This is a genomic window from Pseudomonas sp. QE6 (assembly GCF_041379005.1).
Lineage (GTDB): Bacteria > Pseudomonadota > Gammaproteobacteria > Pseudomonadales > Pseudomonadaceae > Pseudomonas.
In genome coordinates this window covers 617,091-639,322 of record NZ_CP166873.1, presented here as the reverse complement: position 1 = coordinate 639,322, position 22,232 = coordinate 617,091, and the positions used below count along the sequence as shown (strand labels likewise).

Here is a 22,232-nt window from a genome sequence, read left to right as displayed (position 1 = left end):
GAGAGCCCCCCCTTGGTTTGGTTGACGCCACGGGGTGTTACCGGCGGTGCCGGGACGTAGCTGCGAGCAGCGGTTATGCTTTGCCCTCAGTACCGATTGTCGGAGAACCCGTGAGCGAGTCCGCCCTCCAATCCCTGTGGCTGTGCGAGGCCGTGCGCCTGCGCGAGGAGCAGGCCGGTCCCCTGGAAGACAGCGAAGCCAATCGCCGCGCCATCGTCGGCGGCGGCGACCTGGCCCGGCGCCTGCAAAACCGTGCGCTGCTGCTGGCCGAACGCGACGGCCAGCGTGCCGCTCTGCGTACCTGGACCCAGGGCGCGCGGCTGGCGATTTATGTCCTGCTGGCGCTGGCCCTGTTCACCGGTGGCGGCCTGGCCCTTGCCGCGCTGGGCGATGGGCAGCGTCCGGTGAACGTGTTCTGGGCCCTGGCCAGTCTGCTCGGCCTGCACCTGATTACCCTGATTGGCTGGGCTCTGGCCTTCTTCGCCAGCGGCGAGGCGGCCGGCGTGCTAGGGCGCCTGTGGTTGTGGCTGAGCGGCAAGCTGGCCCGTGACGCCCAGGCAGCACAGCTGGCGCCGGCCCTGCTGGTGCTGCTGGACCGCCAGAAACTGACCCGCTGGGCGCTTGGCCTGCTGGTCCACGGCCTGTGGTTGGTGGCGCTGACCAGCGCGCTGGGCGTGATGCTGGCGCTGCTGGCGACGCGGCGCTATGGCTTCGTCTGGGAGACCACCATCCTCGGCGGCGATACCTTCATCGCGCTGACCCACGGCCTCGGCGCGCTGCCTTCGCTACTCGGCTTCCCGCAGCCCGATTCGGAGCTGGTGCGCGCCAGCGGCGATGCCCTGGTGGCCAGTGAAAACGCCCGTCACGCCTGGGCCGGCTGGCTGGTGGGCATCCTGCTGGTCTACGGCGTGCTGCTGCGCGGCGCGCTTTGGCTACTGTGCCTGTGGCGCTGGAAGCGCAGCCGCGCGCAGCTGGCGCTGGACGTTTCGCTGCCCGGCTATGCGCTGCTGCGCGAACGCCTGATGCCGGCCAGCGAGCGCCTGGGTGTGAGTGATGCGGCGCCGGATGAACTGGTTGAGCCGCAGGCACAAGCGCCGGCCACCACCGCCGATGGCGCGCTGTTGGTCTCCATCGAATTGCTGGACCGGCCGAACTGGCCGCCGAAGCTGCCGGAGAGCATCGCCAACGCCGGCGACCTCGACGACGGCGCCCAACGCCGTCACCTGCTGGAACAGCTCACCCGCTACCCGCCGGCGCGCCTGGTGATCGCCTGCGACCCACGCCGCTCGCCGGATCGCGGCACCCTGGCGCTGATCGCCGAACTCTCGCGCTGCGCCGCCGCCACGCGTATCTGGCTGCTGCAGGCGCCGCCGGGCGAAGCGCTGGACGCCGAGCGCCTGGGCGACTGGCACGCCGCCATCGACCGCCTGCAATTGCCGCACACCTCGGCATCGCCCCTGGGCTGGTTGGAGAGCGGGCATGACTGATGCGCTGAAACTGGCCGTGGTCGGCCACACCAACGTCGGCAAGACTTCGCTGCTGCGTACCCTGACCCGCGACGTGGGCTTCGGCGAGGTCTCCCACCGCCCCAGCACCACGCGGCATGTGGAAGGCGCCCGGCTGTCGGTGGACGGTGAGCCGCTGCTGGAGTTGTACGACACGCCGGGTCTGGAAGACGCCATCGCCTTGCGCGACTTCCTCGACGGCCTGGAGCGCCCCGGTGAACGCCTGGACGGCCCGGAGAAGCTGCGCCGCTTCCTCGATGGCAGCGAAGCCCGTGGTCGCTTCGAACAGGAAGCCAAGGTGCTGCGCCAGTTGCTCGCCTCCGACGCCGGCCTCTACGTGATCGACGCCCGCGAGCCGGTGCTGGCCAAGTACCGCGACGAACTGGCCGTGCTCGCCGCCTGCGCGCGGCCGCTGCTGCCGGTGCTCAACTTCGTCGCGAGCCCGCAGCATCGCGAGGAACAGTGGCGCGAGGCCTTGTCCCGTCTCGGCCTGCACGCACTGGTACGCTTCGACAGCGTGGCGCCGCCGCTGGACGGTGAGCGTCGCTTGTATGAAAGCCTCGCACTCATGCTGGAGCGTGCGCGCCCGCAGCTGGAGCGGCTGGTGGCCGATCACGAAGCCCAGGCCGTGGCCCGTCGCGAGGCCGGGGCGCGGTTGATCGCCGAACTGCTGGTGGACGTTGCCGCCTGCCGCCAGCTGGTGCCGGCCGGCGATGCCGCCATACGCGCCGCCACCGAGACGCTGCGCAATCAGGTGCGCAAGCGCGAAGACACCTGCGTGAAGGCGCTGCTCAGCCTCTACGCCTTCCGCAAGGACGACGCCCGCGCCGCCGACCTGCCGCTGCTGGATGGTCGCTGGGGCGATGATCTGTTCAACCCGGAAACCCTGCGCCAACTGGGCATCCGCCTGGGCGGCGGCGTCGCGGCTGGCGCGGCGGCGGGGGCGGGCATCGACCTGCTGGTGGGCGGCCTGACCCTGGGTGCGGCGACCGCCTTGGGTGCCATCGCCGGCGGCGCCTGGCAGACCGTCGGCCATTACGGGCAGCGTCTGCTGGGCAAGCTCAAGGGCAGCCGCGAGCTTTCCGTGGACGATGGCGTGCTGCGCCTGCTGGCGCTGCGCCAACGTCAGTTGTTGGCGGCGTTGCAGAGGCGCGGGCATGCGGCGGTGGAGGCGATCCACGTGCAGTCGCCCGAAGACAAGCAGTGGCGCGAGGGCAAGCTCCCCGAGGCCCTTCGCAAGGCGCGGGCGCACCCGGAGTGGTCCGCCCTCAATGGCGGCCGCCGCAGCGAAAAGACCGAGCGGCAGGAGGCGGTGGCGCAGTTGGCGGCGCAACTGCTGGTGCCATGACCGCGATGCCGGGGCGGTTCGCGAGCAAGCTCGCTCCTACGAAGAGCCGTGCACATGTAGGAGCGAGCTTGCTCGCGAACACTCTTAGACGAGCGTGACCATCTCCACCCTCGGCTGCCCGTCGACAATCTCCAGAATCGCCAACCCAATCGGCAACTTGAACCGCCTCGGCCCCGCGCTCCCGGGGTTCAGGTACAGCACCCCATTGCGCACTTCATTCAGCGGCTTGTGCGAATGCCCCGCGAGCACCACGTCGATGCCCTCGGCCGCCGGATCGACGGCCAACTGCTTGAGGTCATGGATCAGGTAGAGCCGCAGCCCACCCAGCTCCAGCAGCAAGGTTTCCGGCAGCGCGGCGGCCCAGCCGTCAGTGTCGTTGTTGCCACGCACCACCTCCAGCGGCGCCAGTTCGCGCAGCTGATCGAGCAGTGAGGCGGGGCCGATATCGCCCAGGTGCAGGATGCGCTGGCAGCCTTGCAGCGCCGCCAGCGCTTCGGGGCGCAGCAGGCCGTGGGTGTCGGCGATGACGCCGATGCGCAGGGAAGTGGTCATGCCAGGGAGCATAAACGACGACGCCACCCGAGGGTGGCGTCGTGGCGGATCAGCCGTTGTGCGAGGCCTTGGCGGCGTCGGACTCGGGCAGGAACCAGTTCAGCAGCAGGGCACAGATGCCGCCGGTGGCGACGCCGGACTCCAGCACGTTGCGGATGGCGTGCGGCATGTGCGCGAGGAACTCGGGCACCTGCGAGATGCCCAGGCCCAGCGCCAGGCTGACGGCGATGATCAGCAGCGCGCGGCGGTCCAGGTGGGTGCCGGCGAGGATGTTGATGCCCGAGGCGGCGACCGCGCCGAACATCACCATCACCGCGCCGCCGAGTACCGGCTCCGGCACGGCCTGGATCACCCCGGCCACGCTGGGGAACAGGCCGAGCACGACGAGCATCGCGGCGATCCACAGGCCGACGTGTCGGCTGGCCACGCCGGTCAGCTGGATCACGCCGTTGTTCTGCGCGAACACGGAGCTCGGGAAGGTGTTGAACAGGCCGGCCAGCAGCGAGTTGGCGCCGTTGACCAGCACGCCGCCCTTGATCCGCCGCATCCACAGCGGACCTTCCACCGGCTGCCTGGAGATCTTGCTGGTGGCGGTGACGTCGCCGATGGCTTCCAGCGAGGTCACCAGGTAGATCACCAGCATCGGGATGAACAGGCTCCAGGAGAAGCCCAGGCCGAAGTGCAGCGGCACCGGCACCTGGAAGGCCGGTGCTTCGTGCATGCCGGTGAAGTCCAGACGGCCCAGGTAGCCGGCCAGCGCGTAGCCCACGGCCAGGGCGATGACGATGGCGCCACTGCGCATCCACACCACCGGAATGCGGTTGAGGATGACGATGATCGCCAGCACCAGGCCCGACAGCATCAGGTTCTCGCCATTGGCGAAGGTGCCGTTGCTCATCGCCGAGAAGCCGCCACCCATGCTGATCAGGCCGACCTTGATCAGGGTGAGGCCGATCATCAGCACCACGATGCCGGTGACCAGCGGGGTGATCAGGCGCTTCACGAAGGGCAGGATGCGCGACACGCCCATCTCCACGAAGGAGCCGGCCATGACCACGCCGAAGATCGCCGCCATCACCGCTTCCACCGGCGTGCCGTTCTTCACCATCAGTGCGCCGCCGGCGATCAGCGGGCCGACGAAGTTGAAGCTGGTGCCCTGGACGATCAGCAGCCCCGCGCCGAACGGCCCGAAGCGCTTGCACTGGACGAAGGTGGCGATGCCGGAGATCACCAGCGACATCGACACGATCAGGTTGGTGTCGCGCGGCGACACACCCAGCGCCTGGCAGATCAGCAGGCCGGGGGTGACGATCGGCACGATGATCGCCAGCAGGTGCTGCAGCGCGGCCAGCAGGGCGATCGGCAGGGACGGGCGGTCTTCCAGGCCGTAGACCAGGTCGGGTTGGTCCTTGGCGGCGGACGGGTTCTCGAGGGAGCTCATGGGCGGCGGTCCGGAAAAAAAGAGCGCGATTTTACTGGCCAGAGAGCGGAGTGGACAGTGTCATGAGGCAAGGGAGGACGGGTGGTGACGGGATATGTCACTTCGCGACCTATTTGAAGCTGACTTGTGTCGTGCAAGGCGCAGTATTTATTGCGCTATTCAACGACTCCGATTTCATCGGAAATTTCAACTTTCTCAAAAGAAATTGCCGACAGATTTTGATTACCTGTGGGTCATTTAATCAATTTGTCCGGCGTTGTAAGGCGCTGGAGGAGTGAAATAAATACCCAAAAGGAAATTCAAGATGAGTGCGATTCGTACAGTACAAAAGGGTTTCACCCTTATTGAATTGATGATCGTTGTGGCGATCATTGGCATTCTGGCGGCGATTGCTATTCCGGCTTACCAAGACTATCTGGCTAGGTCCCGGGTCAGTGAAGGCTTGGCGTTGGCTGCTGCAGCAAAAACTGGCGTGACTGAGTATTATGCTTCTAATGGCTCTTGGCCAACAAGTAACGATATGGCCGGAATTGATGAGGCTGAGAATATTAAAGGGAATAGCGTAACGTCAGTAGAGGTTGGTGCGGGTGGGATTGTTACAATTACCTACAATGCCAAGCTTGGCGCAGCTGGTAGTGGTAAGACGGTTGTTCTAACTCCTACTAATAATGGTGGCTCTATTTCTTGGACTTGTACGGATGGTGATATGCCGGGCAAGTTGCGTCCTGCCGAGTGCCGTAGTTAATTATAAATTATCCTGAAATTAAAAAGCCCGGTCTAGGCCGGGCTTTTTATTGGTAGAACGATATTAACCGTCCAGCAGGGACTTGTCCCGTACCGCACCCTTGTCCGCGCTGGTCGCCAACAACGCATAAGCCTTCAGTGCGGTGCTCACCTTGCGCGCGCGCGGCTGGGCCGGCTTCCAGCCCTTCTTGTCCTGCTCGACGCGACGGGCGGCCAGTTCTTCATCGCTCACCAGCAGGTTGATGCTGCGGTTGGGGATGTCGATCAGCACCTTGTCGCCGTCCTGCACCAGACCGATGGCACCGCCGGCGGCGGCTTCCGGCGAGGCGTGGCCGATGGACAGGCCCGAGGTGCCGCCGGAGAAGCGGCCATCGGTGAGCAGGGCGCAGGCCTTGCCCAGGCCCTTGGACTTCAGGTAGCTGGTCGGGTACAGCATTTCCTGCATGCCCGGGCCGCCTTTGGGGCCTTCGTAGCGGATGATCACGATATCGCCCGGCTTCACTTCGTCGGCGAGGATGCCTTTCACGGCGCCGTCCTGGCTCTCGAAGATCTTCGCGCGGCCTTCGAAGACGTGGATGGATTCGTCCACGCCGGCGGTTTTCACCACGCAGCCGTCCAGGGCGATGTTGCCGTACAGCACGGCCAGGCCGCCTTCTTTCGAATAGGCGTGCTCGACGCTGCGGATGCAGCCTTCGGCGCGGTCAGCGTCCAGGGTCGGCCAGCGGGTGCTCTGGCTGAACGCCACTTGCGTGGGGATGCCGGCGGGACCGGCCTTGAAGAAGGTATGGACCTTCTCGTCCTGGGTCTGGGTGATGTCCCACTCGGCGATGGCATCGGCCATGCTCGGGCTGTGCACGGTCGGCACGTCGGTGTGCAGCAGGCCGCCACGGGCCAGCTCGCCGAGGATGGAGAAGATACCGCCGGCGCGGTGCACGTCTTCCATGTGGTACTTCTGGATGTTCGGCGCGACCTTGCACAGCTGCGGCACCTTGCGCGACAGGCGATCGATGTCGCGCAGGTCGAAGGCGATCTCCGCCTCCTGGGCTGCGGCCAGCAGGTGCAGGATGGTGTTGGTCGAGCCGCCCATGGCGATGTCGAGGGTCATGGCGTTCTCGAACGCCTTGAAGTTGGCGATGTTGCGCGGCAGCACGCTGTCGTCGCCTTCGCCGTAGTAGCGCTGGCACAGCTCGACGGCCAGGCGGCCGGCGCGCAGGAACAGCTGCTCGCGGTCGGAGTGGGTGGCCAGGGTCGAACCGTTGCCCGGCAGGGACAGGCCCAGGGCCTCGGTCAGGCAGTTCATCGAGTTGGCGGTGAACATGCCGGAGCAGGAGCCGCAGGTCGGGCAGGCGCTGCGCTCGTACTCGGCGACCTTCTCGTCGGAGCAGGAGTCGTCGGCGGCGACGACCATGGCGTCCACCAGGTCCAGGCCGTGGTTGGCCAGCTTGGTCTTGCCGGCTTCCATCGGGCCGCCGGAGACGAACACCACCGGGATGTTCAGGCGCAGGGCGGCCATCAGCATGCCGGGGGTGATCTTGTCGCAGTTGGAGATGCAGACGATGGCGTCGGCGCAGTGGGCGTTGACCATGTACTCCACGGAGTCGGCGATGATCTCGCGCGACGGCAGGGAATAGAGCATGCCGTCATGGCCCATGGCGATGCCGTCGTCCACGGCGATGGTGTTGAATTCCTTGGCCACGCCGCCGGCTTTCTCGATCTCGCGGGCGACCAGTTGGCCCAGGTCCTTCAGGTGCACGTGGCCGGGCACGAACTGGGTGAAGGAGTTGGCGATGGCGATGATCGGCTTCTTGAAGTCTTCGTCCTTCATCCCGGTGGCGCGCCACAGGGCGCGGGCGCCGGCCATGTTGCGGCCGTGGGTGGAGGTTTTCGAGCGGTAATCGGGCATGACGGGTTCCTGCGCATCAGGTCACGGTGGGAGCCGATCCGGGTCTTTCGTGCGGCGGCGTGCAGCGGGTAGGGCTGGCCGGCGAGACCTTGAGCGGACTCTGATTTCGTATCGTGAGCGCGGTACGCACCGGATGCAAACAGCAGATGGCCTTGCATGGGCGAGGTCGGCGCGGGGCGTGGCGGGGTCACCGCCTGCTCGGCCGGGGCTCACAGGCCCGCCGGGGGATAGATGGCAGGAATGCCCGGATTCTACGCCGGGCCTTGCCGCCAGGGAAAGGCTGGCGGTCGGCCTCGGCCTGGACTTTCGCTGCGCGGACGTGGTCTGAATGGGCAGTGACGCTTTTCTCGCCCCATTCGTTGAAGGAGCAACCCCATGAAAGTCACCCGCATTGCCCTGCTCGCCGCGCTCTTCGTTGGCAGCGTGCAGGCCTCGTCCGACCAGGCCTGGCAGGCGCAGGACAAGCTGCAGCGCGAGACCTGCCTGGCGCTGAGTCATCTGCAGGACAAGAAGGTGCTGGGCGCGCCGGTGCTGTTCGATGACAGCGTGGGCTACACGGCGCTGATGATTGGTGGGACCTATTCGCAGAAGCACATGAAGGGCAAACCGGGCCGCGAGCTGTGCCTGTTCGAGCGCAAGACTGGCAAGGCGGTGCTCAGCGAAGCGGATTCGCTGATGCCGATGAAATAAGGACGCATACTCGGGATACGGTAATGGCGGATAAAGCGTTCCGCTTTATGCGCCCTACGTGGCTGTATACCCGTAGGGCGGATAACGCCCCAGGCGCTATCCGCCATCCGTCGCCGAAATGAAAAACGGGGCGCTCCCGCCAGGAAGCGCCCCGTTTTCCGTGCCGCAGTGCCTCAGCCGTTGGGCAGCAGGCGCACGGTCAGGCTCTTGATGTAGCGGGTCTCGTGGATTGCCGGGTGCACCGGGTGGTCCGGGCCCTGGCCGCCACGCTCGAGCAACTGGATGTTGCGGTCCAGGTGACGGGCGCTGCCCAGCAGGATGTTCTGCAGGTCATCCTCGGGCAGGTGCATCGAGCAGGAGGCGCTGACCAGCACGCCGTCCTTGGACAGCAGGCGCATGGCCTGTTCGTTGAGGCGGCGGTAGGCAGCCTCGCCGTTCTTCAGGTCCTTCTTGCGCTTGATGAAGGCGGGCGGGTCGGCAACGATCACGTCGAAGCGCTCGTCGGCGGCCTTCAGTTCGCGCAGGGCCTCGAACACGTCGCCTTCGACGCAGGCGACCTTCTCGGCCACGCCGTTGAGCGCGGCGTTGCGCTCCACGCCGTCCAGGGCGAAGCCGGAGGCGTCCACGCACATCACTTCGCTGGCGCCGAAGGCCGCGGCCTGGATGCCCCAGCCGCCGATGTAGCTGAACAGGTCGAGCACGCGCTTGCCCTGCACGTAGGGCTGCAGGCGCGCGCGATTCATGCGGTGGTCGTAGAACCAGCCGGTTTTCTGGCCGGCCAGCACCGGGGCCTCGAACTTCACGCCGTTCTCTTCCAGGGCGACCCATTCCGGGACTTCGCCGTAGGCGTTCGCCACGTAACGCTCCAGGCCTTCGGCGTCACGGGCGCTGGAGTCGTTCTTCCACAGCACGGCGCTGGGCTTGAGCACCTGCAGCAGGGCGGCGAGGACGTCGTCGCGGTGCTTTTCCATGGTCGCCGAGGCGAGCTGGACCACCAGCACGTCGCCGAAACGGTCGATCACCAGGCCGGGCAGCAGGTCGGAGTCGCCGTAGACCAGGCGGTAGAAGGGCTTGTCGAAGAGGCGATCGCGCAGGCTGAGGGCGACGTTCAGGCGGTGAACCAGCAGGGATTTGTCGAGAACGTGCTTGGTATCACGGGAAATCAGACGGGCGCAGATGAGGTTGTTCGGGCTCATCGCGACGATGCCCAGCGGCTTGCCGTTGGCCATTTCGAGGATGGCCTGTTCGCCGGCGCCGAAACCGTTCAGCGGGGTGGCCGCGACGTCCACCTCGTTGCTGTAGACCCACAGGTGGCCGGCGCGCAGGCGGCGCTCGGCGTTGGCTTTCAGACGCAGGCTGGGCAGGGTCATGGGGAAAGGCTCCGGCAAAAGAGCGCGATTATAGCGCAGCGGCACGCGCCGCCGGAGCCGGGCGCGTGCGCTTTTGGTCGATTCGGGGGTGGTCAGGCGGCGAGGGTTTCGATCAGCTGCTTGCTGAAGACCGGGATGTCGTCGGGCTTGCGGCTGCTGATCAGATGGCCGTCCTTGACCACCGGGCGGTCGACCCAATGGCCGCCGGCGTTGTTGATGTCGTCCTTGAGGGAGTTCCAGCTGGTCAGGGTACGGCCATTCACCAGTCCGGCGGAAACCAGCAGCCAGGCGCCGTGGCAGATCACCGCGATGGGCTTGCCGGCGTGGTCGGCGCGGCGCACCAGTTCCTGGGCCTTGGGCAGGCTGCGGATCTGGTCGGAGTTGATCACGCCGCCGGGCAGCAGCACGGCGTCGTATTCGTCGATGTGCGCCGTCTCGAAGGTGCCGTCGACCTTGAAGCTGTCGCCGGGCTTGTCATGGTTCCAGCCACGGACCATGTCTTTGTTGTCGGAAAGAATGCGAACCTTGGCCCCGGCCTGTTCCAGGGCACTGCGCGGGCCGGTCAGCTCCACCTGCTCGAAGCCGTCGGTAACCAGGATGGCGACAGTCTTGCCGTTGAGTGTCTGGGTCATGGCGAATCTCCCGTGTGGTCCTTTTGGGTGTAAAGATTCCGACACTGGCGCCGATGAAAGTTCAGTCTAAAACGCCGGTTTCAGAACGTTGCGCTCTGGGTAAACTGTGCGCCCCATCAACATTCAGCCTGCCGCCTTCTCATGTCCCAAGAACTTTCCGCCGAACAGATCCGTCAGGCCTTGCAGGGCATCAGTGTGCCGCCGCAGCCGCAGATCATGGTCGATCTGCAGATGGAGCAGTTGATGCCCAATCCGGACCTGAAGGCGATCGCCAAGCTGATCAGCCAGGATCCGGGTCTCTCCGGCGCGTTGTTGAAGCTGGTGAACTCGCCCTTCTTCGGGCTGGCCAACCGCATCACCTCGATCCAGCGCGCGGTGAACCTGCTGGGCAGCCGTTCGGTGATCAACCTGATCAATGCACAGTCGATCAAGGGCGAGATGAGCGACGACACCATCGTTACCCTCAACCGCTTCTGGGACACCGCGCAGGACGTGGCCATGAGCTGCCTGAACCTGGCCAAGCGCATCGGCTACGAGTCGGTGGACGAGGCCTATGCGCTGGGGCTGTTCCACAACTGCGGGATTCCGCTGATGCTCAAGCGCTTCCCGCACTACATGGCGGTGCTGGAGGAGGCCTACGCCAGCGCCAGTGACGAGCGCCGGGTGGTGGACACCGAGAACCGCGTGCTGAACACCAACCATGCGGTGGTCGGCTACTTCACCGCACGCTCCTGGCGCCTGCCGGAGCATGTCTGCGAGGCCATTGCCAACCACCACAATGCGTTGTCGATCTTCAGCGACGACAGCGTCCGCGATACCCAGCTGAAGAACCTGCTGGCGATCCTCAAGATGGCCGAGCACATCTGCGGCTCGCACCGCGTGCTGGGCAACCAGCCGGAAGATCACGAGTGGGACAGCATCCGCGCCAGGGTGCTGGATTACGTCGGGCTGTCGGAGTACGACTTCGAGAACCTCAAGGCCAGCATTCTCGAGCTGGGTGTGGGGCAAGGCACTTATTGACCGCTGTATAGGCTCTTCGTAGGAGCGAGCTTGCTCGCGAACGAAGTTTCCGGCAGCCCTGGCGTTGAGCGGTTCGCGAGCGGGCTCGCTCCTGCAAATCCGGCTGAGTCGTCAGAAATGAAAAAGCCGGGCATCTGCCCGGCTTTTTCGTGGAGCGGCGGCGATCAGTCGAGCATGTCGCGGAAGCGCTCGTCCTTCTTGTAGGCGATGGCCTGGCTGAAGCCCGGTACCTGTACGCCCTTGTCGCTGATCTCGATGGCCTGCTCATCGATCATGTCGTTGCCGAAGTTGTAGATGATGTCGAAACGGCCCTGGGTCGCGGCTTCGTCGTACTGGCGGGCGGCGGCGCGGGTGGCTTCGCGGCGGGTCTGGTAGTCGGCGAAGGCGGCATCGCCATGGCGCTTGCGCAGCATCTTCTCGGTGACGGCCGGGGACAGCAGCACGCCGGTGGCGTTGTTGCCGCCGAAGCCCTTGGAGTTGATGAAGCAGACTTCCAGATCGTCGCGGCGCACATCGGTGTTGGACAGGGCGATGTGGTCCTTGAAGACGTCGTCGGCGAACTTGTCCACGGTCTTGATGCCGGGGATCACGCCGTAGCGGAAGGTGCCCAGGGCGGAGATCAGCTGGTCGGCGCTGGCGGTGGCCAGGGAGTGGCCGACGAAGGCTTTTACCGCGGTGACGGGCCATTCGCTGATGCCGAAGGCGGTGGCGACGCGGTCGAGGATTTCCGATTCGGTGACGCGGTTGGCCGGGGTGCTGGAGCCGTGGGCGTGGACGAAGCTGTGCTGGCGCACGCTCTTTTCGCCGACGATCTGCGCGGCGGCGGCCACGGCCTTGGCCATGGTCAGGTAGTTGCCAGGGCCGGGGGCGGAGATGGACTTCTTGAAGCCGTCGGCGTTGATGAACACGTCCGGCACCGAGCCGTGGATCTCGGCGCCCAGCTCCAGGGCCAGCTCGTCATCCATCAGCACCACGTACTGCGCGGACTCGGCCAGGGTGAAGCCGCAGTTGTCGCCGAACGGGCGGCTGGCGCGGCGGAAGTCCACGTCGTCGCGGCCTTCGATGTGGCGCAGGCCTTCCTCGGTGGCCAGTGCGCCCATGGCGGCATAGCCCTCGATGATCTCGGAGGTGATCGGCGCCTCGGCATTGCCGACGATGGCCACGCGGGCCTGGCCGGTGGTGATGACGTCGATGCCTTTCTGCAGGTTATAGAGGAAGGTGGCGCAGGCGCCGGTGATGCTGCCGGTCATGCCGACGCTGCCCAGCACGTAGGCGTTGATGAAGTCGGTGGGCATGCTGTTGAAGCCCAGCGGCAGCTGCTTGGCCGACACGCGGTGGCCGCGCAGGCGCGATTGCAGCAGGCCACCGTAACCGTTCTCGTCCAGTTGGCTCATGATGCTGCTGGAGAACACGGCGATTTCGTCGGGCTGCACCTTGTCGCAGATGGTCTGCCAGTCGATGCCGACGGAGCGCACCGCGTCGGTGGCGGCGACCACGGACATCTGCAGGCCGCGCGGGTGGAAGCGCGAGTTGTACAGCTCGCTCGGTTCGAAGCCGGTGGGCAGCTGGCCGGCGGACTTCACCGGCAGCGCGCGATAGCTGTCGACCTTGAATTCGCAGCTGTCGTGCAGGGTGACGCGGACTTCGCCGCCTTCGAGTTCCTCCACCGACCAGTTGGCCGGCAGCGGCTCGGGCAGTTGCTTGCGCTGGGTGCTGAAGGTGACCGGGTTGCCGGCGGCACCGAGGGTGATGCTCTTGTGGCAGTGGGCGGCATCGACGTCGAGGTACTGCAGTTCGATGCGGCGGATCAGGGTGGACTGGCGGATCTGGTCGGCGAAGCGCTGTTCGATTTCGGCGAGGGTGAGGGTTTGGCCCTCGGCGTCGCGGTAGTGCCCGGCGTCGAACTTCACCAGCTTCATCATGACAGCGAGGCCGGCGAGGGTTTCCTGGCGAGCGGCGCTCTCCATGGATTCGAGGACGGTGCGGCGGAACCCGTGGTGGAACGAGCTGCGGCCCGCAGCGTTATACCCACCAAAACCAACGATGACCGGTAGTCGAGACATCTCTCGGAAACTCCTTCAGCAAGTCCATCTTGTGCGTTCGGGCGGTGATTGCCCAAGGCGGGGCGGCCCGATGGCACAAAGCCAGCGGTGGCTAGAGTGATTCGAATGCTTTAGCTGACGAGGATGATGACCGTCGAGTCACGCCAATGCCAGGATTTGGCGGAAGAAGACGACGAATTTCCGTACCGATGGAGCGAGAACTAGGGAAGGAGGGAGAACCGGGAGCCACGATGGGCTCCCGGGGATACTGCGGGTGTTGCTCAGCGGTACTCGATGCCAGCCTTTTTGGTGCTGACGCGGGTGCCGGACTTGCCTTCGGTGATGGCCACGATGTTTTCCAGCGAGCCGATCACCGCGTCCTTGCCGGTGTTGCGGGCGAACTCGATGGCCGCCATGACCTTCGGACCCATGGAGCCGGCGGCGAAGCCTAAGCGTTCCAGTTCGTCCGGGTGGGCCTGGGCGATGGCCTTCTGGGTCGGTTTGCCCCAGTCGATGTAGGCCGCGTCCACGTCGGTGGCGATGATCAGGATGTCGGCCGACAGTTCCTGGGCCAGCAGCGAGGAGCAGAGGTCCTTGTCGATCACCGCTTCGACGCCGGAGAGTTTCTTGCCGGCCTCGTCATACATGGTCGGGATGCCGCCGCCGCCCGCACAGATGACGATGGTGCCTTTCTCCAGCAGCCACTTGACCGGGCGGATCTCGAAGATGCGCTTCGGACGGGGGCTTGCGACCACGCGGCGGAATTTGTCGCCATCGGGCGCGATGCTCCAGCCTTTCTCCTTGGCCAGCGCTTCGGCTTCTTCCTTGGAGTAGACCGGGCCGATCGGCTTGGTCGGGTTCTGGAAGGCCGGGTCCTTGGCGTCGACCTCGACCTGGGTGAGGATGGTGGCGAACGGCACTTCGAACGGCAGCAGGTTGCCCATTTCCTGTTCGATCATGTAGCCGATCATGCCTTCGGTCTCGGCACCCAGGACGTCCAGCGGATACGGGGAGACCTTTTCATAGGCCGCGCCCTGCAGGGCCAGCAGGCCGACCTGCGGGCCGTTGCCGTGGGCGATCACCAGCTCGTTGCCCGGAGCGACCTTGGCGATCTGCTCGGCAGCGATCTTCACGTTGGCGCGCTGGTTGTCGGCAGTCATGGGCTCGCCACGACGCAGCAGGGCGTTGCCGCCCAATGCGACGACGATACGCATATTCATTACCTCCGAAAGAGTGGAAACGCCCCCGGACCGGCGACGGCGTCGCGGTCCGGGGACGGCTCGGCATTACATGTCGGCGAGGGTCGAAACGAGGATTGCCTTGATGGTGTGCATGCGGTTTTCCGCCTGCTCGAAGGCAATGTTGTACGGGGACTCGAAGACGTCTTCGGTGACTTCGATGCCGTTCTTCAGGTTCGGGTACTGCTCGGCGATCTGCTTGCCGACCTTGGTTTCGCTGTTGTGGAAGGCGGGCAGGCAGTGCATGAACTTCACGCGCGGGTTGCCGGCGGCCTTCATCATGTCCATGTTGACCTGGTAGGGCAGCAGTTCCTTGATGCGCTCGCCCCAGGCCTCCACCGGCTCACCCATGGAGACCCACACGTCGGTATGGATGAAGTCCACGCCCTTGACCGCCACTTTCGGGTCTTCGGTAATGGTGATGCGGGCGCCGCTCTCTTCAGCGAACTTCTTGCAGGCGGCGACGTGTTCGTCGGTCGGCCACAGTTCCTTGGGCGCGGCGATGCGTACGTCCATGCCCAGCTTGGCGCCAATCAGCAGCAGGGAGTTACCCATGTTGTTGCGGGCGTCGCCCAGATAGGCGTAGGCGATCTCGTGCAGCGGCTTGTCGCTGTGCTCGCGCATGGTCAGCACGTCGGCCAGCATCTGGGTCGGGTGGTATTCGTCGGTCAGGCCGTTGAACACCGGTACGCCGGCGTACTTGGCCAGTTCCTCGACGATCTCCTGCTTGAAGCCACGGTATTCGATGGCGTCGTACATGCGGCCGAGCACACGGGCGGTGTCCTTCATGCTCTCCTTGTGGCCGATCTGCGAGGAGTTCGGGTCGATGTAGGTGACGTTGGCGCCCTGGTCATAGGCGGCCACTTCGAAGGCGCAACGGGTACGGGTCGAGGTCTTTTCGAAGATCAGGGCGATGTTGTTGCCTTTGAGGTGTTGCTGCTCGGTGCCGGTGTACTTGGCGCGCTTGAGGTCACGGGACAGGTCGAGGAGGTAGCGCAGCTCGCGGGTGCTGTGGTGCATCAGGCTGAGCAGGTTACGGTTGTGCATGTTGAAAGCCATGATCTTTCTCCTTGGATGGAATTCTCGGCCTCGCCGCCGGCGTTAGCGGTTGGCGAGGTGGGCGGCCCTGTTCGGGCCGCCTGGCAGGGTTTTTGCGCTCAGTTCGAATCAGTAATCGACCGGATCACGGATGATCGGGCAGGTCATGCAGTGACCGCCGCCACGGCCCCGGCCCAGTTCGCCGGCGCTGATGGTGACGACTTCCACGCCAGCCTTGCGCAGCAGGGTGTTGGTGTAGGTGTTGCGGTCATAACCGACCACCACGCCCGGCTCCAGGCACACCACGTTGTTGCCGTCGTCCCACTGCTCGCGCTCGGCGGCGAAGCTGTTGCCGCCGGTTTCCACGACGCGCAGTTTCTTCAGGCCCAGCGACTCGGCGACGACGCTGATGAAGTCCTTCTCTTCGCGCTGGACGTTGATGCCGTAGGGGCTCTTCTCGTCCGGACGCAGGATGAAGGGCACGATTTCCTTGACCACTTCCGGGAAGACGGTGACCAGATCGCGGTCGCAGAAGGTGAAGACGGTGTCCAGGTGCATGGCGGCGCGGGACTTGGGCAGACCGGCGACGATGACTTTCTCGGCCGCGCCCTTGGCGAACAGGCTCTGGGCTACCTGGCCGATGGCCTGGCGGGAGGAACGCTCACCCATGCCGATCAGGACGACGCCGTTGCCGATCGGCATCACGTCGCCACCTTCCAGGGTGGACATGCCGTGGTCCTTGTCCGGATCGCCGTACCAGATTTCGAATTCGGCGTTGGTGAATTCCGGGTGGAACTTGTAGATGGCGGTGGTCAGCAGGGTTTCCTGACGTCGCGCCGGCCAGTACATCGGGTTCAGGGTCACGCCGCCGTAGATCCAGCAGGTGGTGTCACGGGTGAACTGGGTGTTGGGCAGCGGCGGCAGCAGGAAGCTGGAGTGGCCCAGGTATTGGCGGTACATCTTCAGCGCCTTGGCGCCTTCGCTGTCGGGGATGTCGTCAGCGGCCACGCCACCGATGAGGAATTCGGCCAGCTTGCGCGGCTCCAGGCTTTCCAGCCAGCCACGCAGTTCCTGGGTCAGACCTACGCCAACGCTGTCGTTGGTGATCTTGCGGTCGAGGATCCACTTCAGGGCCTCGGGATTCTGGACGGTCTCGGTCAGCAGGTTGTGCATTTCGAGGACGTCGATGCCACGCTCACGCATCTTGGTGACGAAATCGAAATGGTCACGCTTGGCCTGGTTTACCCAGATTACGTCGTCGAACAGCAACTCGTCGCAGTTGCTCGGGGTCAGGCGTTGGTGGGCGAGTCCAGGCGAGCAGACCATCACTTTGCGCAATTTGCCAGCTTCAGAATGAACGCCAAGTTTGGTTTTTTCCGTGCTCATGAGATGTCTCCAGGAGTTACAGAGTGAGGAAGCCGTCGTAGAGGCCGTAGGCCGCAATCAGTGCGCCGATGACGACGCCTGCGAAGATCAGCTTCTCGACATTGGTGAAGATGGGTTGGCCCACTTCATGTTTCGCCTTAGCGAAGAGGATGACGCCCGGCGCGTACAGCAGCGCCGACAGCAGCAGGTATTTCAGGCCACCGGCGTAGATCAGCCAGATGGCGTATATGACCGAGATACCGGCGATGATCAGGTCCTTGGAGCGGTCACCCGGGTCCTTGTCATAGGTCTCGCCTTTGACTGCCAGCAGCAGGGCGTAGGCCGCGGACCAGAAGTACGGGATCAGGATCATCGAGGTGGCCAGCAGCAGCATCTTGGTGTACGGGTCCATCCCGTCGGAGCTGCCCGAGGAGAAGAAGGTCACCACCAGGAAGATCTGCACGCAGATGTTGGTCAGCCACAGGGCGTTGGCCGGCACCTGGTTGGCGTTCTCCCGACGGAGGAACTCCGGCATGGTGTGGTCCTTGGCCGCGGCGAACATGATCTCGGCGCACAGCAGCACCCAGGAGAGCAGGGCACCCAGCAGGGAGATCAGCAGACCGACACTGATCAGCACCGCACCCCAGTGACCGACGACGTGCTCCAGTACCAGGGCCATCGACGGGTTCTGCAGCTTGGCCAGTTCCGGTTGGGTCATCACGCCCATGGACAGCACGTTCACCAGCACCAGCAGGAGCAGTACGGTGATGAAGCCGATCACAGTGGCCTTGCCGACGTCGGAACGTTTTTCCGCACGGGAGGAGAAGATGCTCGCGCCTTCGATGCCGATGAACACCCAGACGGTGACCAGCATCATGTTGCGCACCTGGTTCATCACGCTGCCCAGTTCCGGATTGCTCGCGCCCCAGATGTCAGCGGTGAAGATGTCCAGCTTGAAGGCGAACAGGCAGATCAGGATGAACAGGAACAGCGGAACGATCTTGGCGACGGTCGTGATGGTGTTGATGAACGCCGCCTCCTTGATCCCGCGCAGCACCAGGAAGTGCAGGGCCCACAGCAACACCGACGCGCAGATCACCGCCGCCAGGGTGTCGCCCTTGCCGAAGATCGGGAAGAAGTAGCCCAGGGTGCTGAATAGAAGAAGGAAGTAACCGACGTTGCCGAGCCAGGCGCTGATCCAGTAGCCCCAGGCTGAGGAGAAACCCATGTAGTCGCCGAAGCCGGCCTTGGCGTAGGCGTACACACCACCGTCGAGTTCAGGTTTGCGGTTGGCCAGGGTTTGGAAGACGAATGCCAGGGTCAGCATCCCGACCGCGGTGATGGCCCAACCGATAAGGATGGCGCCGACGTCAGCACTGGCGGCCATGTTTTGCGGGAGGGAGAAGATACCCCCGCCAATCATGGAACCGACGACCAGGGCAGTCAGCGCGCCGAGTTTTAATTTTTGGCTGCTTTCTTGCGACATTTAAGAATCTCCCTATAGGAAGTTGGAGAGTGTAGCTATTAGGCGCCGTCTGTCAGGGACACTCCCTGATGTAGGTCAATAGCTTGCTATCCAATGTATTGAGCGGTAGTCCAGCGCCGCTCACCCCGCAGACAAGATAGAAGGAAATTTCCGATAACGCCTGATTTAGAGAGGGTTTCGTGAAAATTTGATCGCGTTGTTGTGACCGCTTCGTGGCAGGTCTGGGGTGGGTCATTCAGGCAGGGCCTTGCTGGCGGCGGGCACTGGCCTTCCGGCGCGGCGGGGCTGGCGTAGGGCGGCTGGAACAATCGGATACAAGTGAAGGCCCCGGGATAGGGCCAGTGTCACGCAAAAGAGGGAATTGGCCGGGGCAGGATCGCTGCTCCCGGCGAAGCGCCGAAGGCGCCGGATGGCATGGAGGCCGAAGGACACCGCCGGGTTCGTGGCCCGGAGGGCGCGCCGCAAGCACGTGCAGCACGAAGCGATGCGCAGGGCGCACCGGCGAGTGAGCAGCAAGGGGTGTGCCAGTCCGCCAAGCCCCGATTTGCGGGCTTTGCCTGGGGAAATAGCCCGTCGAATAGGCGGATTCTTGCTCAGCCGTCGACGTCGTCGGCGGGATTCCCGCCACCGGAGAACAGCAGGCCGTGTTTGCGCAGCTTGTCGTGCAGGGTCTTGCGCGGCACTCCGAGGGCTTCGGCGAGGCTGCGCAACGAGTTGTGCGGACGGCTCATCTCGGCGGCGATCAATGAACGCTCGAAGGCTTCGACCTGTTCGTTCAAACCCGTGCCGACGGCGGCCGGCGTTGCCTGGGCGCCACTCTCGTCGAGCCCCAGGTCCAGTCCCAATGCATAGCGTTCCGCGGCGTTCTGCAGTTCGCGCACATTGCCCGGCCAGCCGTGGGCCAGCAGTTGCGCGCGTTGTGCGGAGTCCAGGGGGCGCGCAGTCAGGCCATGTCGCTGTGCGCCGCGCTCGGCGAAGTGCTGGAACAATAGAAGGATGTCGTCGCCGCGCTCGCGCAGCGGTGGTATGCGCAGGCTGGCGACGTTCAGGCGGTAATAAAGGTCGGCGCGGAAGCGGCCTTCGTCTGCGGCCAGGCGCAGGTCTTCCTTGGTCGCCGCGATGATGCGGATATCCAGCGGAATGAGCTGGTTGGAGCCCAGGCGTTCTACCGTGCGCTCCTGTAGAAGGCGCAGCAACTTGACCTGTACATCCAGGCTCATGCTTTCGATTTCATCGAGGAACAGCGTGCCGCCGTTGGCGTACTCGAACTTGCCGATGCGCCGCTTCTGCGCGCCGGTGAAGGCACCCTGCTCATGGCCGAACAGCTCGCTTTCCACCACCGATTCGGCCAGTGCGCCGGCATTGATGGCGACGAAGGGGCCGTCGCGGCGGTTGGACAGGTCATGCAGGGCGCGAGCGACCACCTCCTTGCCCGAGCCGGTCTCGCCGAGGATCAGCACGTCGGCCTGGATCGCCGCCAGCGAGGCGACCTGCTGCTGCAGGCGTTGCATGGGGGCGGACTGGCCGACCAGGCGGCCGCGCAATTCCTTCTGTTCGGACAGCGCCAGGCGCAGGCTGCGGTTCTCCAGCACCAGGCGGCGCACATCGAGGGCGCGGCGCACGCTGTCGAGCAGCGCATCGCTGGGAAAGGGCTTTTCCAGGAAATCGTAAGCGCCCGAGCGCATGGCCTTGACCGCCAGTGGGACGTCGCCGTGGCCGGTGACCAGGATCACCGGCAGCTCGGCGTCCTGGGCGTGCAACTGCTCCAGCAACTGCAGACCGTCGATGCCGGGCATGCGGATATCGCTGACGATCACGCCGGGCCAGTCGCGCGCCTGCTGCGTATCGAGCTGGCGCGCATCGGCCAGGGAGAGGACCTTGAAGCCAGCCAGGTCGAGGGTCTGGGACAGTGCCTGGCGCAGATGCGGATCGTCGTCGATCAATAGCACCTGGGTGGTGGAATCGAAGGGCGCGGCCAAACTCATGCGCGGGTTTCCTCCTGCGGCGTCGAAGTCACGCCGGGGATGCCCGGCAACAGGTGCAATTGTACGAGAGCGCCGCCCTCGGGGTGATTCCCCAATTCCAGGTGTCCGCCGAGAGTACGCAACAGGGTGTCGCAGATGGCCAGCCCGAGACCGAGCCCCTTGGCGCTGGTCTTGGTGGTGAAGAAGGGTTCGCGGGCGTGGGCCAGGGCCTGTTCGGAGAAACCGGGGCCGTTGTCGCGCAGGGACAGGATGATGCGCTCGGGCGTCTGCTCGGCGGTCAGCCAGATGCGTCGCGGCGGCGCTTTCTCGGCGAGCGCATCGAGGGCGTTGGACAACAGGTTGGAGAGAACCTGCCGCAGTCGCGTCTCGCCGGCCTGCACCCAGATCGCCGCATCCGGCAGGTCGCGCAGCAGCTCCACGTTCATCGCCTGCCGGCGCGGAGCGACCAGCGCCAGGGCATCGTTGATCGCCGGTTGCAGGGCGACGTTCTCCGGTGCGCGCCGTGCCCCGCGGGCATAGGCCTTGAGGTGGCCGATGATCGAGGACATGCGCCCGGTGAGTTCTCCGATCAGTTGCAGGTTGCCGCGCGCATCGTCGTAGCGCTCGTGATCGAGCAGTACGCGGGCGTTGTCGGCGTAGCTGCGGATCGCCGCCAGCGGTTGGTTGAGCTCATGGCTGATGCTGGCGGACATGGTGCCCAGGGCGGTGAGCTTGCCGGCTTGCACGACCTCGTCCTGGGCATGCATCAGCTCGCGCTGGGCCTGCTCACGGCTGCTGACTTCCTCCTGCAGGCGGCTGTTGGCATCTTCCAGCTCCTGGGTGCGTTCCTGCACGCGCAGCTCCAGTTCATGCTTGGCTTGCGCTTCCAGCTCGATGCGTTCGAGGTAGTGACGGCGGCTGATGGTCAGCAGCGACAGCAGCAGGAGCAGTGCGACGAGGGTGGCCGCGCCGATCAGCACGACGCTGCGCACCGGGCCGTCGACCTGGGTGCGCGGGGTATAGATGCTGACGGTCCAGCCGGTTTCCGGCAATTGGCGGCTCTGGCTGATCCAGCGGCGCTGGTCGATCTTCAGCGGTGCGGGATGCAGGACGGGGTAGGGGATGTTCTCGGCGATTTCGCGCTGCTTGGCCGGCGACAGCTCGCGGCTGGTATGGAAGCGCCAGGCCTTGTTGGACGACAGGATGACCACGCCGTCGGCATCCATCACCAGCAGCTGGTCGGGCGTGTTGCCCCACAGCTGTTCCATGTGTTCCAGGTCGACCTTCACCACCAGCACACCCAGCAGCGTATCCCCGTCGCGCACCTCGCTGGCGAAGAAGTAGCCGCGACGCTTGGAGGTGGTGCCCAGACCGAAGAAGCGCGCCGGGCGCCCCTGCATCGCTTCCTTATAGTAAGGACGGAACGAGAAGTTGCGGCCGACGAAGCTGTCGGGCTGGTCCCAGTTGGAGGCGGCACGGGTCAGGCCGTCTGGCTGCATCAGGTAGATGACGTCGGCGCCGGTGCGCCCGCGGATGCGCGCCAGTTCGAGATTGGCGGCGTTCTGTAAGGTCGGGTTGCCGGGAGACTGCAGCGCCGCTCGCAGGGTAGGCAGCTCACCGAGGATCGGTGGCAGATCCTCGTAGCGGCGCAGCGTGCCGAGCAGGTTGGCGACGTAGAGATCGAGGGTCTGCTGGTTCTGCTGGGCCAGTTGTTCGCTGTAGTAGCGCTCGGCGAAATGGTGCAGGGGCCAGAGCAGCGGTGCCAGCAACAGGGCGAGAAGAGCCAGCGAGCGCCAGCGGGTGAGGTGATGGTTCAAGTCGGCATACATCGTTTGGGGGCGTATTCGCTATGGATGCTACACCGATCAATGCCGGGCAGGTTGCATCCGGCGAA

At 65.0% G+C, this 22,232-nt stretch carries 17 protein-coding genes; 5 read left to right on the top strand and 12 right to left on the bottom strand.

The window, feature by feature from the left end:
- Positions 1 to 110: 110 nt before the first annotated feature.
- A complete protein-coding gene (locus tag ACAW63_RS02890) occupies positions 111 to 1,487 on the top strand; it encodes a DUF2868 domain-containing protein (RefSeq protein ID WP_371231562.1) in 1,377 nt (458 codons plus the stop codon).
- A complete protein-coding gene (locus ACAW63_RS02885; RefSeq protein WP_371231560.1) occupies positions 1,480 to 2,853 on the top strand; it encodes a GTPase/DUF3482 domain-containing protein in 1,374 nt (457 codons plus the stop codon). Before ACAW63_RS02890 ends, ACAW63_RS02885 begins: the two co-directional genes overlap by 8 nt.
- An 84-nt stretch (positions 2,854 to 2,937) precedes the next feature.
- Here ACAW63_RS02885 and ACAW63_RS02880 read toward each other — a convergent pair whose 3' ends face one another.
- A complete protein-coding gene (locus ACAW63_RS02880; protein ID WP_371231558.1) occupies positions 2,938 to 3,405 on the bottom strand; it encodes a metallophosphoesterase family protein in 468 nt (155 codons plus the stop codon).
- Between the two features lie 49 nt (positions 3,406 to 3,454).
- The gene (locus ACAW63_RS02875) at positions 3,455 to 4,846 is read right to left on the bottom strand and encodes a nucleobase:cation symporter-2 family protein (RefSeq protein WP_371231557.1); all 1,392 of its coding nucleotides are present in this window, start codon (positions 4,844 to 4,846) and stop codon (positions 3,455 to 3,457) included.
- A 304-nt stretch (positions 4,847 to 5,150) separates the two neighbouring features.
- On the opposite strand from ACAW63_RS02875, the gene ACAW63_RS02870 reads away from it, so the two are divergent.
- Positions 5,151 to 5,591 (top strand): pilin, encoded by a 441-nt coding sequence (locus ACAW63_RS02870; RefSeq protein WP_371231555.1) that lies wholly within the window; start codon positions 5,151 to 5,153, stop codon positions 5,589 to 5,591.
- Between the two features lie 63 nt (positions 5,592 to 5,654).
- Here ACAW63_RS02870 and ilvD read toward each other — a convergent pair whose 3' ends face one another.
- A complete protein-coding gene (gene ilvD, locus ACAW63_RS02865; protein WP_371231554.1) occupies positions 5,655 to 7,493 on the bottom strand; it encodes a dihydroxy-acid dehydratase in 1,839 nt (612 codons plus the stop codon).
- 375 nt (positions 7,494 to 7,868) lie between these two features.
- Here ilvD and ACAW63_RS02860 point away from each other — a divergent pair, with 375 nt between their 5' ends.
- A complete protein-coding gene (locus ACAW63_RS02860) occupies positions 7,869 to 8,183 on the top strand; it encodes a hypothetical protein (RefSeq protein WP_371231553.1) in 315 nt (104 codons plus the stop codon).
- Positions 8,184 to 8,356: 173 nt separating this feature from the next.
- On the opposite strand, the gene ACAW63_RS02855 is transcribed toward ACAW63_RS02860, so the two are convergent.
- Both ACAW63_RS02855 and ACAW63_RS02850 read right to left on the bottom strand, forming a co-directional pair.
- Complete coding sequence (locus ACAW63_RS02855) at positions 8,357 to 9,553, bottom strand: class I SAM-dependent rRNA methyltransferase (RefSeq protein ID WP_371231552.1); 1,197 nt, start codon at positions 9,551 to 9,553, stop codon at positions 8,357 to 8,359.
- Between the two features lie 92 nt (positions 9,554 to 9,645).
- Positions 9,646 to 10,185: a type 1 glutamine amidotransferase domain-containing protein gene (locus tag ACAW63_RS02850; RefSeq protein WP_371231550.1), complete on the bottom strand. Its 540-nt coding sequence runs from the start codon at positions 10,183 to 10,185 to the stop codon at positions 9,646 to 9,648.
- Positions 10,186 to 10,380: 195 nt separating this feature from the next.
- Between ACAW63_RS02850 and ACAW63_RS02845 the strand changes: the two genes are divergently transcribed.
- On the top strand, positions 10,381 to 11,205 hold the full coding sequence (locus tag ACAW63_RS02845) for an HDOD domain-containing protein (RefSeq protein ID WP_371234556.1): 825 nt from the start codon (positions 10,381 to 10,383) through the stop codon (positions 11,203 to 11,205).
- Positions 11,206 to 11,369: 164 nt separating this feature from the next.
- Here ACAW63_RS02845 and ACAW63_RS02840 read toward each other — a convergent pair whose 3' ends face one another.
- The 7 genes from ACAW63_RS02840 to ACAW63_RS02810 form a co-directional block, all read right to left on the bottom strand.
- Positions 11,370 to 13,268: a beta-ketoacyl synthase gene (locus ACAW63_RS02840; protein ID WP_371231548.1), complete on the bottom strand. Its 1,899-nt coding sequence runs from the start codon at positions 13,266 to 13,268 to the stop codon at positions 11,370 to 11,372.
- A 260-nt stretch (positions 13,269 to 13,528) separates the two neighbouring features.
- A complete protein-coding gene (arcC, locus tag ACAW63_RS02835; RefSeq protein WP_371231547.1) occupies positions 13,529 to 14,461 on the bottom strand; it encodes a carbamate kinase in 933 nt (310 codons plus the stop codon).
- Between the two features lie 72 nt (positions 14,462 to 14,533).
- Positions 14,534 to 15,544 carry an ornithine carbamoyltransferase gene (locus tag ACAW63_RS02830; RefSeq protein WP_371231545.1) on the bottom strand — a complete coding sequence of 337 codons (1,011 nt, stop codon included), beginning with the start codon at positions 15,542 to 15,544 and terminating at the stop codon, positions 14,534 to 14,536.
- Positions 15,545 to 15,652: 108 nt separating this feature from the next.
- Complete coding sequence (gene arcA, locus ACAW63_RS02825) at positions 15,653 to 16,909, bottom strand: arginine deiminase (RefSeq protein ID WP_371231544.1); 1,257 nt, start codon at positions 16,907 to 16,909, stop codon at positions 15,653 to 15,655.
- 16 nt (positions 16,910 to 16,925) lie between these two features.
- Positions 16,926 to 18,374 carry an arginine-ornithine antiporter gene (gene arcD / locus ACAW63_RS02820; protein ID WP_371231542.1) on the bottom strand — a complete coding sequence of 483 codons (1,449 nt, stop codon included), beginning with the start codon at positions 18,372 to 18,374 and terminating at the stop codon, positions 16,926 to 16,928.
- Positions 18,375 to 18,967: 593 nt separating this feature from the next.
- Positions 18,968 to 20,359, bottom strand: coding sequence for a two-component system response regulator DctD (dctD, locus tag ACAW63_RS02815; protein WP_371231540.1), 1,392 nt, complete (start codon positions 20,357 to 20,359; stop codon positions 18,968 to 18,970).
- A complete protein-coding gene (locus tag ACAW63_RS02810) occupies positions 20,356 to 22,167 on the bottom strand; it encodes an ATP-binding protein (protein WP_371231538.1) in 1,812 nt (603 codons plus the stop codon). Before ACAW63_RS02810 ends, dctD begins: the two co-directional genes overlap by 4 nt.
- Positions 22,168 to 22,232 lie beyond the last annotated feature (65 nt).